Annotated in this window: 13 protein-coding genes; 7 read left to right on the forward strand and 6 right to left on the reverse strand. The window is 72.8% G+C overall.

What is annotated here, in order from left to right; genetic code table 11:
- Nucleotides 1–39: 39 nt before the first annotated feature.
- Nucleotides 40–375 (reverse strand): avidin-fold protein, encoded by a 336-nt coding sequence (locus E1286_RS40760; RefSeq protein ID WP_246075598.1) that lies wholly within the window; start codon nucleotides 373–375, stop codon nucleotides 40–42.
- A gap of 251 nt (nucleotides 376–626) precedes the next feature.
- On the opposite strand from E1286_RS40760, the gene E1286_RS40765 reads away from it, so the two are divergent.
- Nucleotides 627–1,394: a bestrophin-like domain gene (locus E1286_RS40765; RefSeq protein WP_132621658.1), complete on the forward strand. Its 768-nt coding sequence runs from the start codon at nucleotides 627–629 to the stop codon at nucleotides 1,392–1,394.
- A gap of 2 nt (nucleotides 1,395–1,396) precedes the next feature.
- Nucleotides 1,397–2,086, forward strand: a complete 690-nt coding sequence (locus E1286_RS40770) for a hypothetical protein (protein WP_132621660.1) — start codon at nucleotides 1,397–1,399, stop codon at nucleotides 2,084–2,086.
- On the opposite strand, the gene E1286_RS40775 is transcribed toward E1286_RS40770, so the two are convergent.
- Complete coding sequence (locus E1286_RS40775) at nucleotides 2,049–2,348, reverse strand: response regulator (protein WP_132621662.1); 300 nt, start codon at nucleotides 2,346–2,348, stop codon at nucleotides 2,049–2,051. The two genes, E1286_RS40770 and E1286_RS40775, sit on opposite strands and share 38 nt — an antisense overlap.
- Before the next feature lie 121 nt (nucleotides 2,349–2,469).
- On the opposite strand from E1286_RS40775, the gene E1286_RS40780 reads away from it, so the two are divergent.
- Complete coding sequence (locus E1286_RS40780; protein WP_246075599.1) at nucleotides 2,470–3,354, forward strand: phosphotransferase enzyme family protein; 885 nt, start codon at nucleotides 2,470–2,472, stop codon at nucleotides 3,352–3,354.
- On the opposite strand, the gene E1286_RS40785 is transcribed toward E1286_RS40780, so the two are convergent.
- From E1286_RS40785 to E1286_RS40795, 3 genes are all read right to left on the reverse strand, one after another.
- Complete coding sequence (locus E1286_RS40785) at nucleotides 3,323–4,222, reverse strand: carbohydrate ABC transporter permease (RefSeq protein ID WP_132621664.1); 900 nt, start codon at nucleotides 4,220–4,222, stop codon at nucleotides 3,323–3,325. The two genes, E1286_RS40780 and E1286_RS40785, sit on opposite strands and share 32 nt — an antisense overlap.
- 2 nt (nucleotides 4,223–4,224) lie before the next feature.
- A complete protein-coding gene (locus E1286_RS40790; RefSeq protein WP_132621666.1) occupies nucleotides 4,225–5,070 on the reverse strand; it encodes a carbohydrate ABC transporter permease in 846 nt (281 codons plus the stop codon).
- A gap of 74 nt (nucleotides 5,071–5,144) precedes the next feature.
- Nucleotides 5,145–6,455: an extracellular solute-binding protein gene (locus E1286_RS40795; protein ID WP_132621668.1), complete on the reverse strand. Its 1,311-nt coding sequence runs from the start codon at nucleotides 6,453–6,455 to the stop codon at nucleotides 5,145–5,147.
- A 409-nt stretch (nucleotides 6,456–6,864) separates the two neighbouring features.
- Between E1286_RS40795 and E1286_RS40800 the strand changes: the two genes are divergently transcribed.
- Genes E1286_RS40800 through E1286_RS40810 form a run of 3 tightly spaced genes read left to right on the forward strand, consistent with a single transcriptional unit; the run spans nucleotide 6,865 to nucleotide 11,403 of the window.
- Nucleotides 6,865–9,297, forward strand: coding sequence for a glycoside hydrolase family 3 N-terminal domain-containing protein (locus E1286_RS40800; RefSeq protein ID WP_132621670.1), 2,433 nt, complete (start codon nucleotides 6,865–6,867; stop codon nucleotides 9,295–9,297).
- Nucleotides 9,257–10,300, forward strand: a complete 1,044-nt coding sequence (locus E1286_RS40805) for a LacI family DNA-binding transcriptional regulator (protein ID WP_246075600.1) — start codon at nucleotides 9,257–9,259, stop codon at nucleotides 10,298–10,300. The genes E1286_RS40800 and E1286_RS40805 overlap by 41 nt, the downstream gene beginning before the upstream one ends.
- Nucleotides 10,297–11,403: an FAD-dependent oxidoreductase gene (locus E1286_RS40810; RefSeq protein ID WP_132621672.1), complete on the forward strand. Its 1,107-nt coding sequence runs from the start codon at nucleotides 10,297–10,299 to the stop codon at nucleotides 11,401–11,403. Before E1286_RS40805 ends, E1286_RS40810 begins: the two co-directional genes overlap by 4 nt.
- 7 nt (nucleotides 11,404–11,410) lie before the next feature.
- Here the strand turns inward: E1286_RS40810 and E1286_RS40815 are convergent, their stop codons facing one another.
- Complete coding sequence (locus tag E1286_RS40815) at nucleotides 11,411–12,049, reverse strand: GNAT family N-acetyltransferase (protein ID WP_223190865.1); 639 nt, start codon at nucleotides 12,047–12,049, stop codon at nucleotides 11,411–11,413.
- A 132-nt stretch (nucleotides 12,050–12,181) separates the two neighbouring features.
- Here E1286_RS40815 and E1286_RS40820 point away from each other — a divergent pair.
- Nucleotides 12,182–13,516: serine/threonine-protein kinase (locus E1286_RS40820; RefSeq protein ID WP_132621676.1), on the forward strand; the 1,335-nt coding region annotated here is incomplete at its 3' end.

A 13,516-nucleotide genomic window follows, 5' to 3' on the forward strand; every position in this document is an offset into this window, starting at 1 on the left:
CCCCGGCCCCCGCCCGAGGGACAGAACCCGTGACCACGGTCAGGGGCGTTCGACGCAGACGCTGACGTGAGGGGTGTCGTCGCCCTCGAACGTGAACTCTTCCACCAGGCGCAGGAGGCCGTCGTCGCCGGTCTCGATGCGGCTGGTGCTGCGGCCGCCCGCCTTGCCGCCGGCCACGAGCGCGTGCGCGTACGAGATGGACACCTGGTCGCCGTCGCGGGTGCCGACGAAGCGGCCGTGGGTCACGGTGTCGCCGGTGTAGCCGCCCCACACCACCTCGTCGCGTTCCCAGTATTCGAACTCCGTCGGGCTGTCGGGGTTCACCGTGCTCGCGGTCGAGCTCACCATCACGAATTTGCGGCCGTTGAGATTCACGCCGTCCATGGTCCCCGACATTTCCGAAATATCAGCGATCGCCTGGACATTTTGTGAGGCGCGCTTGTCAGCACCCGCAATCCGTCCACCCCGGCCCGGGGATGAGGGCCGCCCGGCGGCGGCTCGGTCCATCGGCGGGCGGCAGGCCGCGAACCTTGCCCGGGACTTTACCGTTCCTGGCCTGACGCCATCATTGCGCTGCGTGATAGTAATGTGACGCTGCGTATCGACAACAGTTTCGGGAGATTTTCATGGTGGCGTACACGCTCTCGATCGTGGCGGCGGTGGGCGTGGTGGCGCTCACCGCGCTGGCGTTCAGGGGGGTGAGGAGAGCGGGCGACGACCGCGACCCGGCCGGCCCTTCCGCCGCTCACGCGGGCGCGATGCTGTCGGCGATGTTCCTGCTGGTGTTCGCCATCGCGGTCATCGTGCCGTGGACGACCGCCGACGCCGCGCGGCTCAACACCCACGCCGAGAGCCAGGCGGCGGTGGACGCCTACTGGGCCGCCTCGGAGCTGCCGGACACGGCGTCCCAGGAGGTCCGCAAGGGGCTGCACGACTACATGGCGTTCGTGGTGCGCGACGAGTGGCCGCTCATGGCCGAGGGCAAGATGCACCCGGTCGGTGCCGAGCGGCTCGACGACCTGCGCGGACGGGTCCACGCGACGGAGCCGCGCGACGGTCAGGAGGAGGACGCCAAGGCCGGCGTCCTGCACCACCTCAGCGCCATGTCCAACGCCCGCGCCCTGCGCACCGCCGACGCCGGCGCGAGCCCGCCCGCCGGGCTGCTCCCTCTGACGATCCTGACCGGCTTGCTGGTCGTCGTCTTCCCGTTCCTCGCCGGGGCCAGGCCGCGTGGGCCGGCGATCCTGCCTCTGCTGGCGACGGCGGGGTTGCTCGGGTTCGGCGTCTATCTGTCGTGGGACATCTCGCACGTCTTCACCGGCCCGCTGGCGGTCGGGCCAGAGGCGTTCCGTGGGGCGCTGGAGGACTTCGCCCGGATCGCCGAGGGGATGTGACGGTGGGGGTCAGACGCGCGCCGCTCCTCCTGGCCACCGCGCTGCTCGCCCTCATCGCCACCGGCCCCGCCGGCGCCACCGCCCACATGCCGTCCCAGAGCGATCACGGGTGGGGTGACCGGGTCCCAGGGACGGCGGGTCAGAAGGCGCGGCCCGCGCGGGCGCCTGAAGGGGTCGCGGGGGTGCCCGTGCCGTCGGGGCAGGGGCCGGTGCGGCCGGTGCGGCCTGTGCCGCCGAAGGGGGTGACGGTGGGACCGACGGTCGAGGTGCCGAAGGTGTCGGTACGTCGCTCGCCCGGCCCCAGGGTGTCGATCGCCGTGCCGGGCGGGAAGCGGCGGGTGGCGCCCAAGATCACGCTGCCCCGGGTGACGATCTATCCCGGCGGCGTGTGCGCGGGCCGGACCCGGAGCGGGCGATCGGCCGAGGGCGCCGGACCGGCTCCGGCCGGGGGGTCGGTCCAGGTCGGGGAGTGTCCGCGTGGTGGAGGGCGGAGGGCCGTGCCGTTCGCGGGGGCGGTTCGGGTGCCGGATGTCGTCACGCCAACGCGGGAGGAGAAGCCGGTGGCGCGGGCGTTGTTCAAGCGACCCGAACCGCCGGCGCGGCGGGCGAATCCGCTGGGCACCGTCCTGCTCACGGTCGTCGTGGTGACGGTGATCACCTCGGCCACCGCCGTGGCCTTCCGAGCCCGGTGATCACATCACCGGCGGGTCGGCGAGGAACCTCTCCTTCAGGGCGTGGGTCCGGGCGCAGCCGCTGCGCCACCGCGAACCCGTCGAGGTCGGGCAGCATCACGTCCAGCAGGACGATGTCGGGGCGGTCGCGGCCGACGTGCTCCGGCGCCCGCGTGCCCGACGCGGCCGTGCGCACGCGGAAGCCGCTCACCTCCAGGGCGTCGGTGAGGAGTTCGGCGATGTTGGGCTCGTCGTCCACCACGCGCACCACGGCGGCGTCCATGAGCCCAGTTGTATCCGCTCTACCTGGGTGTTCGGTGAAAGCCCAGGAGAAAAACGGCGCGCGGGCGGGCCGTGCCGCGTGGCACACTGACCGGCGGAACCGACGTGACGGGGGAGTGACGGTGTCCGGCGAAGAGGTGCCGAGCGGCGGCCACGCGGTCAGGGCGGGCGAAGAGGTGCTGACCGGCGGTGGCGTCAACCACGTGGTCAGGGCCGGTGACACCGTGCGCCGCCCGGCCGGGCCATGGACGCCGGCCGTGCACGCGCTGCTGCGGCACCTGCGGGAGCGCGGGTTCACCGGCGCGCCCCGCTGCCACGGCCTCGACGCGCAGGGCCGGGAGGTCCTCGACTTCGTGCCGGGGGAGGCCGCCGACTACCCGCTGCCCGGCTGGGCCAAGACCGACGGCGTGCTGACGGCGGTCGCCCGGCTCCTGCGCGACTACCACGAAGCCACCGCCGGCTTCGCCGCGCCGCCGGACGCCGTCTGGTACTTCCCGCCCGTCGAGCCGGCGGAGGTGATCTGCCACGGCGACGTGGCGACGTACAACTGCGTGTTCCGGGCCGGGCGGCCGGTCGCGTTCATCGACTTCGACACCGCCCACCCCGGCCCCCGCGTCTGGGACGTCGCCTACGCGGCCTACCGGTTCGTGCCGCTCGGCGACCCCGATCACGCCGACGCTCGCCCGGCGGCGGAGCAGGCGCGGCGGCTGCGGCTGTTCGCCGACGCGTACGGGCTCGGCGACGACGAGCGGCGGGCGCTGGTGCCGACCGCGCGCGCCCGCCTCGACCACCTGGTGCGCCACATGCACGAGCGGGCCGCCGCGGGCGACCGGGCGTTCGCCGCCCACATCGCCCGCGGCGACGACCGCCACTACCGCGCCGACATCGAGCACCTGGCCCGGCACGAGCCGGAGCTCACGGTGGCTCTCACAGGGGCTCTCACGGTGGCTCTCACGGTGGCTCTCACAGGTGCGGTCACTTGCCGAAGCCCGCGGTCAGACCGCTGAGCAGCTGACGGCGGCCCACGACGTAAAGGACCAAGATGGGCAGCGTCGACAGCAGGACCGAGGCCAGCACGGCCGGCACGTTGATGCTGTACTCGCCCTGGAACTCCGCGAGCGCCAGCGGCAGCGTCCGCCTGTCGGGGCTCTGGGTGAGGACCAGCGGCAGCAGGAACCCGTTCCAGATCTGCAGCGCGTTGTAGATCGTCACCGTCACCACCGCCGGGCGGGTCAGCGGGAACGCCAGCCGCCACAGCATGCGCGTCTCGGTGGCGCCGTCGATGCGCATCGAGTCGAACAGCTCCTTCGGCACGTCGCGCAGGAAGTTCGACAGCACCAGCACCGACAGCGGGATGGAGAACGCGATCGACGGCAGGATCATCCCCAACAGCGTGTCGTACATCCCGAGCCGGATGATGATCAGATAGATCGGGATGATCGTCGCCTGCAGCGGGATGGCCAGGCCCATGAGGAAGAGCGAGCTCGTCCACCGCAGGAACCGCCCCGACCCGCCCCGCACGATCGCGTACGACGCCATGAACGACACCAGCACCGCCGGGATGACCGCGCCCAGCGTGACGATCAGGCTGTTGACGAAGTACAGCGGGAAGTCCGCCTCGATGACCATCTGGTAGTTGGTCAGCGTCGGCTCGGCCGGCGGTACGAGCGGGTTCTCCAGGTAGTAGTTGCTCTGCGACTTGAAGCTCGTGATGACGATCCAGTAGATCGGCACGATCACGATCGCGAGCCAGATCCAGCTGATCAGGCCCGCCAGCCAGTTGGGCCGCGCCCTGCCCTGGCGGCGGTTGCGATGCCGCCCGGACGGAGCCGGGGCCGTGCTCTGCGGGCCGTTGCTGAGGATGGTGGTCGCCATGGTCACATCCCCTCAAGCTGGCTGTGGGCGTTGTCCCGCCCGCCGAGCCGGCGCAGGAACAGCGCCAGGGCGAGACCGACCAGGACCAGGATGACCGCGATCACGCTCGCCGGGCCCATCAGGTTCGCCTGGAACCCGCGCTTGTACATGTCCAGGGCGAGCACCCGCGTCGCGTCACCGGGGCCGCCGGCCGTCAGGACCCAGATCAGGTCGAAGAACGTCAGCGAGCCGACGACCATGAGCGTCGACGACGTGATGACCGTGTACTTGAGCTGCGGCAGCGTGATGCTGAAGAACATGCGCACCCGGCCCGCGCCGTCCAGCTCGGCGGCCTCGTACATCGTGCGCGGGATCTGCCGCACCCCGCCCTGGTAGATCAGCGAGTGGAACGGGATGAACTGCCAGGACACCACGAAGATCACCACGCCGAAGGCGAGCCACGGCTCACCCAGCCAGTCCTGCGTCAGCAGCGGCAGCCGCAGCCCCGCGCCGAGCCCGAAGTTCGGGTCGAGCAGCGCCTTGAACGTGATCGCGATGGCCGCGGAGCTGAGCAGCAGCGGGATGAAGTACAGCACCGACAGCACGGCCCGGTAGCGCTGCTGACCTGCCAGGAACACGCCGAGCAGGATGCTCGCCGGCGTCTGCACCGCCCAGGAGGCCACGATCACCAGGAACGTGATCCACAGCGCGTGCGGCAGCCCTGGATCGGACAGCACCGCCCGCCAGCTGTCGAAGCCCGCGAAGCTGATGGCGCCGAGGCCATCCCAGGAGGTGAAGCTGAGGACGAGGACGCCGGCCAGCGGGATGACGCCGAAGCCGGCAAAGAGGGCCAGGGCAGGCAGGGCCATCCAGGAGAGCGAGCCGCCACGGCTCCTGTCGTCCCCGGCTTTCGCGGAGGCCGTGGCGGAAGTCGCTATCGCGCTCACTTGCCGATGACCGCGTTCATGTTCTCGGTGAACTGCTGAGGCGAGATCGACAGCTGGAACAGCTTGGCGATGTTGTCGAGCAGCACTTCGGCGGCGGTCGGGCTGAGCGCCTGGTCCCACGACTGGCCGAACGTCTTGGCGTTGGCGGCGATGTCGTAGACGAAGTTGAGGAAGTCGGCGTCCCCGGAGCCGGTGAAGTGGGCGTTGGCGCCGTTGACGATGGGCACCGCGCCGGTCCCCACCCACTCCTTGACCGACGCGTCGCTGATCAGCTCGGTGGCGAAGAACTTCTTGGCGATCTCTTTCTGCTCCGGTGTCGCCTTGGAGGAGATCGACATGTACTGGCCGGGGTTGCCGACGGTGTTGCCGGGGTCGCCCTTGCCGCCCTCGACGGGCGGGAAGTTCATGTAGCCGAGGTTGCCGCCGGAGACGAAGTCGCCGCCGTCCTCCTTCATGCCGCCGTACGTCCAGCCGCCGTGCAGCATCATCGCGGCCCTGCCGGTGTACAGCAGCGCCTGGTCGGCGTTGGAGTCGGCGGTGATCGAGGAGAAGCCCTTGATGAAGCCGTTGGCCTTGACGAGCTCCTGCGTCTTGGTGAGCGCGTCGATGGCGGCCGGGTTCGACCAGGCGTCCTTCTCGCCGTCGAAGACGGCCTGGAACACCTCCGGGCCGCCGATGCGGTCGAAGAGGAACTCCAGCCACATCATGTTGGTCCAGCGCGACTGGCCGCCGAGCGAGAACGGCGCGATGCCGGCGTTGTTGAACTTCGGCACCAGGGCCATGATGTCGCCCCACGACTCGGGCGGCTTGGCGCCGATCTTGTCGAACGCGCGCTTGTCGTAGTAGAGGACGATCGGCTGCAACGTCTCGCACGGCATCGCGTAGATCTTGCCGTCGACGGTGGCCGCGCCGAACGACGACGGGAACAGCCGCTCCTTCACGGCCGGGTTCTCGTCGAACCACGAGGTGAGGTCGTCGACCTGGCCCGCCTGCACGTAGCTGCGGAGCGTGCCGCCGCCCCAGCCCCAGATGAGGGTGGGCGCCTGGCCGGCGCCGATGGCCGTCTTGATCTTGGTTTTGAAGGCGTCGTTCTGGAAGGTCGTCCCGACGATCTGCCCGTTGGGGTTCGCCTTGTTGAACCGCTCCATGGTGCGCCTGCGCACACCCTCCTGCGGTTCGGTCGACAGGTACCAGTAGGTGGCGCTGCCGGCAGGGGCCTCCCCGCTGCCGCTACCGCCGCCGGCCCCGGCCTGGGTAGGTCCGGGGCTGCCGCAGGCAGCGAGAGTGGCTCCCAGGGGCAGGCCCATGGAGAGGCTGAGGAAAGTGCGGCGAGACGTTGTCCTGGACTCCACGCTGATCTCCGTACTCGAGTGCCGCGGGCTGGGGCGCGGCTCGTTGATCATCGGATGCGGTGGCCGCCGGCCGTGGCCCGGCGCGTCGCCGGGGCCACTGGTCGTGTCCTCCTGATGTCAGATCACCGAAACATTTTCGACATGACCGAGTGGCTCGCCAATCTAGGTTTCGGCAAATGTGGTGTCAAGACCTTGTCGATCACGATGCCGCTGGATATCCATTGAGTCACGTGTAAGGTACTTTCGCGCGGCCCTTTCGTCGGAGGCTGGAGCGGCGGAACACCCGCGCGGTGGTCATGAGTCGGCGTCGAAACATTTTCGAAAACTTCTAGCAGCACCGCACTTCTTTAAGGAGAGCAAGTACATGACGGCTCTAGATCGGACCCCGTCGGCGGACCGGGCCCTGCGCCCGTGGCAGGACCCGGCGCGACCCGTGGCCGACCGAGTCGAGGCGCTCCTTGCCGAGATGACGCTGGAGGAGAAAGTCGGCCAGCTCGGCAGCCGGTGGATCGGGAACGACATGCAGGAGCCGGAGCCCGAGCCGGGCGCCGAGCCGCTCAACGTCGCGCCGATGCAGGACGTCTTCGCCGCCTCCGGCACGGTGCCGCTGGAGGAGGCCGTCCGCCACGGGCTCGGCCACCTGACCCGCGTCTACGGCAGCGCCCCCGTGACTCCGGCCGAGGGCGCCGCGGAGGTCGTCCGCCTGCAGCGGGCCGTCGTCGAGCGGTCCCGGCTGCGCATCCCCGCGATCGTCCACGAGGAGTGCCTGACGGGCTTCACCGCCTACGGCGCCACGGTCTACCCGGCGGCCATCGCGTGGGCGGCCACGTTCGACCCCGAGCTGGTCGAGCGGATGGCCGCCGCCATCGGCCGCGACATGCGGGCCCTCGGCGTGCACCAGGGGTTGTCGCCGGTGCTCGACGTGGTCCGCGACTACCGATGGGGCCGGGTCGAGGAGACCATGGGGGAGGACCCGCACCTCGTCGCCATGCTCGGCTCCGCGTACGTCCGCGGCCTGGAGAGCGCCGGGATCATCGCCACCCTCAAACACTTCGCCGGTTACTCCGCCTCGCGCGCCGCCCGCAACCACGGCCCCGTGCCGATGGGCCGCCGCGAGCTGATGGACATGATCCTGCCACCGTTCGAGACCGCGATCGCGCTCGGCGGGGCGCGCTCGGTGATGAACTCCTACTCCGACGTCGACGGCGTGCCCGCCGCGGCCGACCCCTGGCTGCTGACCGAGGTGCTGCGCGAGGAGTGGGGCTTCGGCGGGACGGTGGTCTCCGACTACTGGGCGGTCCCGTTCCTCGCCACCATGCACCGCGTCGCCGCCGACCCCGCCGAGGCGGGCGCGCAGGCGCTGTCCGCCGGCATCGACGTCGAGCTGCCCGACACCCTCGGCTACGGCCAGCAGCTCGCCGAGCGCGTGCGCCGCGGCGAGCTGCCCGAGTCGCTGATCGACCGAGCCGCCCGCCGCCTGCTCACCCAGAAGGTGGAGCAGGGCCTGCTCGACCCGGGCTGGTCGCCCGAGGGCTCGGTCACCGGGGCCGAGGCCGTCGACCTCGACTCGCCCGCCAACCGCGCCCTGGCCAGGGAGCTGGCCGAGCGCTCGGTCATCCTGCTCGACGCCGGCACCGCGCTCCCGCTGCTCGGCGAGGGCCGCACCGCGCCGGGCCGGGTCGCCGTCGTCGGGCCGGGCGCGCACGACCCCCGCACGTTCATGGGCTGCTACGCCTTCCCCAACCACGTGCTGCCCCGTCACCCCGGCCTCGGCCTCGGCATCGCGGCGCCCAGCGTGCTCGACGCGCTGCGCGAGGAGCTCCCGGAGGCGGAGATCCGCTACGAGAAGGGCTGCGAGGTGCGCGGCGACGACCGCTCCGGCTTCGCCGCCGCGCTGGCCGCAGCCCGCGACGCCGACGTGTGCGTGGCCGTGGTCGGCGACCTGGCCGGCCTGTTCGGGCAGGGCACCTCCGGCGAGGGCTGCGACGCCGAGGACCTGCGGCTGCCCGGCGTCCAGGCCGACCTGCTGGCCGAGCTGGCCGCCACCGGCACGCCGGTCGTCGTGGTCGTCGTCTCCGGCCGCCCGTACGCGCTGGGCGAGGTCCATGAGCGGGCCGCCGCGCTCGTGCAGGCGTTCATGCCCGGCGAGGAGGGCGGCGCGGCCATCGCCGGCGTGCTGTCCGGACGGGTCCAGCCGGCGGGCCGGCTGCCCGTGCAGATCCCGCGCACCCCGGGCGGGCAGCCGGGCACGTACCTGCAGCCGCCCCTGGGCGCGGACAGCCACGGCATCAGCAACCTCGACCCGAGCCCCCTCTTCGCCTTCGGGTACGGCTCCTCCTACACCTCCTTCGAGGTCGGCGACCTCGAACTCAGCGACACCGAGGTGCCCACCGACGGCGAGTTCACCGCCTCCGTCACCGTGCGCAACGCCGGCGGCCGGGCCGGCGAGGAGGTCGTCCAGCTCTACCTGCACGACGTCCTCGCCCAGGTCACCCGGCCGGTGCGGCAGCTGACCGGGTTCGCCAGGGTCCGCCTGGAGCCGGGTGAGAGCACGCGGGTGCGCTTCCTGGTGCACGCGGACCGCACCGCGTTCACCGGCCGCGACCTGCGGCGGATCATCGAGCCCGGCGACGTCGAGGTGCTCGTCGGCACGTCCGCGGCCGACCTGCCGTGCCGCGGCGTCGTACGGCTGACCGGCCCCCTCCGGCACGTCGGACACGAGCGCAGACTGGTGACACCTGTGGAGATCGGCCCTGGTGCGCGATCGCAGGGGGGTGCCGATGCCGGCGAGTCCTAGACGCGCCACGCTGGCCACGGTGGCCGCGTCGGCCGGCGTGTCGGTCGCGACCGTCTCCAAGGTGCTCAACGGCCGCAGCGACGTCTCGCCCGCGACGCGCTCGCTGGTGCAGGCGGTGCTGCGCGAGCACGACTACGTCGCCCCGGCGCCGCGCCGCGAGGCCACCGGGCTCGCCACCGTCGAGCTCCAGTTCGACGCCGACCTCAACGCCTACTCCACCGAGATCGTCCAGGGCGCCGTGGCGGCCGGGGCGGAGGCGGGCGTCGGCATCGTGGTCAGCATCGGCAACGGCGTGGAGCGCACCACCGCCTGGGCCCGCGAGCTGGTCGCCGCGGGCCGGCGCGCGCTCATCGCGGTGACCAGCCAGATGAACGCCGGGCAGCCGGCCGCCCTGGCCAGGGCCCGACTGCCGCTGGTGCTCATCGACCCGCTCAACCTGCCGCGCACCCGCGTCACCAGCATCGGGTCGACCAACTTCGCCGGCGGCCTGGCCGCCACCCACCATCTGCTCTCCCTCGGCCACCGCCGCATCGCCTACGTCGGCGGCCCGGCCACGGCGGGCTGCAACCAGGCGCGCCTGCACGGCTACCGCGCCGCCATGGAGTCGGAGGGCGCGCCGGTGCTGCCCGGTTACGTGCGCTCGGGCCACTTCCGCTACCACGACGGCGTGGAGGGCGGCGCCGCCGTGCTCGACCTGCCCCGGCCACCGACCGCCATCTTCGCCGGCAGCGACGAGATGGCCGTCGGCATCATGGAGGCGGCCAGGGCGCGCGGGCTGCGCATCCCCGAGGATCTCAGCATCGTCGGCTTCGACGACACGCAGATCGCGCAGGTGACCTCGCCGCCGCTGACCACCGTCCGCCAGCCGCTGCGCGAGATGGGCGGCGTCGCCCTGCGCACGGCGCTGCGCCTGGCGGCGGGGGAGAAGGTCGACTCCCACCACGTGGAGCTGGCCACCGAACTCGTGGTGCGCGGCTCGACGGCGCCCGCCCCGTCGGGATGACGGGAAGAGCCCGGGCGCGGTCGCGGTTGCAGATCACCGTGGAGGAGAGCGAGGTCGTGGTCATCGGCGCCGGGCAGGCGGGCCTGTCCAGCGCCTACTACCTGCGGCGTTTCGGGTACGAGCCGGTCGTGCTCGACGCGGCCGACGGGCCGGGCGGCGCGTGGCGGCACCGGTCGCCCTCGCTGACCATGGAGAAGGTGCACGGCATCTTCGACCTGCCCGGAGTCCGCCGCCCGCCCGGCGGCGACGGGCGGCGGCCGGCCGCCGACGTCGTCCCCGGTTACTACGCCGCTTATGAGCGCGCGATCGGGCTCGACGTGCTGCGCCCGGTGCGGGTCACCGCCGTGCGGCGCGGGCCCGGGGAGCGCCTGGTCGTGGAGTCGGGCTCGGGCGCGTGGGCGGCGCGGGCCGTGGTCAACGCGTCCGGCACGTGGACGCGCCCGTACTGGCCGTACTACCCGGGCCGCGGCTCCTTCGCCGGGCGGCAGCTCCACTACGCCTGGTACCGGGGGCCGGAGGAGTTCGCGGGGCGGCATGTGGTCGTCGTCGGCGGCGGCGCCTCGGCGATGCACGTGTTGTCCGAGGTCGCGGGCGTCGCCGCGGCCACCACGTGGGTGACGCGCCGGCCGCCCGTGCTGGAGGAGGAGTTCTTCGGCGAGCAGGCCAGGCGCGCGGCCGTGGCCAAGGTCGAGGAACGCGTACGCGCCGGGTTTCCGCCGCAGAGCATCGTGAGCGTGACCGGCCTGCGCTACAGCGTCGCCCTCAGGGAGGCGCTGGCGAAGGGGGCGCTGGAACGGCTGCCGATGTTCGACCGCATCGTGGCGGACGGCGTCGCCTGGGACGACGGCGGGTTCGTCCCGGCCGACACGATCGTCTGGGCCACCGGGTTCCGCTCGGCGCTCGACCATCTCGCGCCCCTGCGGCTCAGGGAGCCCCAGGGCGGCATCCGCGTCGACGGCACGCGCGTCGTCAAGGAGCCCCGGCTGCAGCTCGTCGGCTACGGGCCTTCGGCCAGCACGATCGGCGCCAACCGGGCCGGTCGCGAGGCGGCCCGCAACGTCCGCGAGCGCCTGGCCGCGCCTCCTTCCCGGCCGGCCGCCTGACCGCGTCTCAGCTCTCCGCGACGCCGAAGGCGGTCCAGGAGCGGTCGGGGAAGCCCGCCGCCTGCGCCACGGCCGCCGACGCGGTGTTCGTGACGGCGTGCATGTACGTCGGCACCGCGCCCCCGTCGAGCACCCGCCGGGCCGCCTGCGCCACCAGCCGCCGCGCCAGCCCGCGCCCGCGCACCCCGCGCTCGGTGACCACCGCCAGCTCGTGCCCGTACGGGTCGTGGCGCTTGATCCCCACCCCCGCCAGGTGCTCGCCGGTCTCCTGGTCTACGGCCACCAGGACCTCCCCGCCGAACGGCCACAGCCACTCCGGCACGCCGGGTGCGGTGGCGGGCACCCACTGCCCGGCGTCCTCCAGCGGGGCCGGGCTCGTCGTCCACCGGAAGACGCCCTCGAACCAGCCGCGCTCGGCGTACCCGACGAGCGCGGGCACCTGCCGCGGCGAGGTCGCGGCGGCCACCCGCGCCACGTGCTCGGGCGGCACCGACAGCACCGCGCCGTCCGGCGTGCCGACGCCCAGGGCCGGGTGGACGCGACCGTCCCAGCCGGGCTCGGTGCGCCGGTCCGAGCCGGTGACCTGCAGCTTCTCCTGCGGCGGCCACGCGCCCAGCCAATGGCGCAAATGGTCAGTTATCGACACGGACTTACTATAAAGAGCGGAAAAGATATCGATCGCGGCGGGGCTTGGTAACGCACACGAAGGGGGTCGACACGTGCGGTGACACGGGCTAGCTTCCTGACATAAGGATCTTTATCCGGTCAGGAGGTCCGTATGCACGTTCCCGGTTACACCGAGATCCGGGAACTCGGCCACGGGGGAACGGGGCGGGTCATGCTCGCCGTACGCGACTCCGACGGTCTGGTCGTCGCCATCAAGCACTTGTCCGAGACGCTGCGCGCGGACGCCGCATTCGTGGCGGCGTTCCGCGCGGAGGCGGAGCTCATCCGCGAGATCGACAGCCCCCACACCGCCCGCGTGCTCGACTACGCCGAGGGCGAGGACGACGCCGTCATCGTGATGGAGCTGGTCGACGGCGTCACCCTGCGGCGGCTGCTGGAGCACGAGGGCCCTACCGGCGCCGAGGCCGCGCTCGTCGTGCTGAAGGGCGCGCTGCTCGGGCTGGCCGAGGCGCACCGGCGCGGGGTCGTGCACCGCGACTTCAAACCGGAGAACGTCCTGGTCACCCCGGACGGCGACAGCAAGCTCGTCGACTTCGGCGTGGCGGCGCGCGCGGGCGAGACGGCGCCCCGCGTGGGCACCCCCGCGTACATGGCCCCCGAGCAGTGGGACGACGCCCCGGCCGGCCCGGCGACCGACGTGTACGCCGCCACCCTGGTCTTCTACGAGTGCCTGACCGGCCACCGCCCCTTCCACGCCGACGACATCGCCGCGCTCGCCTACCAGCACCTGCACCTCGCGCCCCCGCTGGAGGAGATCGACGAGCCGCTGCGCCCGCTGGTCGGGCACGGCCTGGCCAAGGAGCCGGCGCAGCGCCCGGAGTCGGCCGAGGCGTTCCTGGCCGAGCTGGAGGAGGCGGCGCGGGCCGCGTACGGCGAGGAATGGGAGCCGCGCGGCCGGGCCGGGCTCGCGACGCTGACCCTGCCGCTGGCCGCCCTGCTGCCGCGACCTGTGCCGGCCGGTGGCGGCGACGGCGGCGTCACGAGCCTGTTCCACAACGCGCTCACGCCCGCGGGCAAGCTCGCCGTCACCGGCGGGCTGGTGCTCGCCACCGCTGCCGCGGTGACGTCGGCGTTCGTGATCTGGAGCGAGCCGCCGGGGCGGAGCAGCGGCAGCGCCCTGCCGCCCGGCACCGCGGTCGCGCCCGCCGCGCCCGCGACGACGTCCGCCCCGCCCACGCCGTCTCCGGCGGCGTCCCGTACGCCGTCGCCTGAGCCCACGCCGAGCGAGGCCGCCACACCTGCGGCCGTCACGCCGCCCGTGACGGACGCGAGGCTGCCGAGCCGCGCGCCCGTGCGGAACGTGGCGCCGCCCCGGAGCCGGCCGACCGGCGGACCGGCGGCCCGGGAGCCGACCCGCGAGCCTGTACCGACGCGCACGCAGCGGCCGGAGCCGAGCGGCCCGCCGTCCACGACCTCGCCCCCGGTG

Origin of the sequence: Nonomuraea terrae (assembly GCF_004348995.1) — a bacterium.
Classification (GTDB): domain Bacteria; phylum Actinomycetota; class Actinomycetes; order Streptosporangiales; family Streptosporangiaceae; genus Nonomuraea; species Nonomuraea terrae.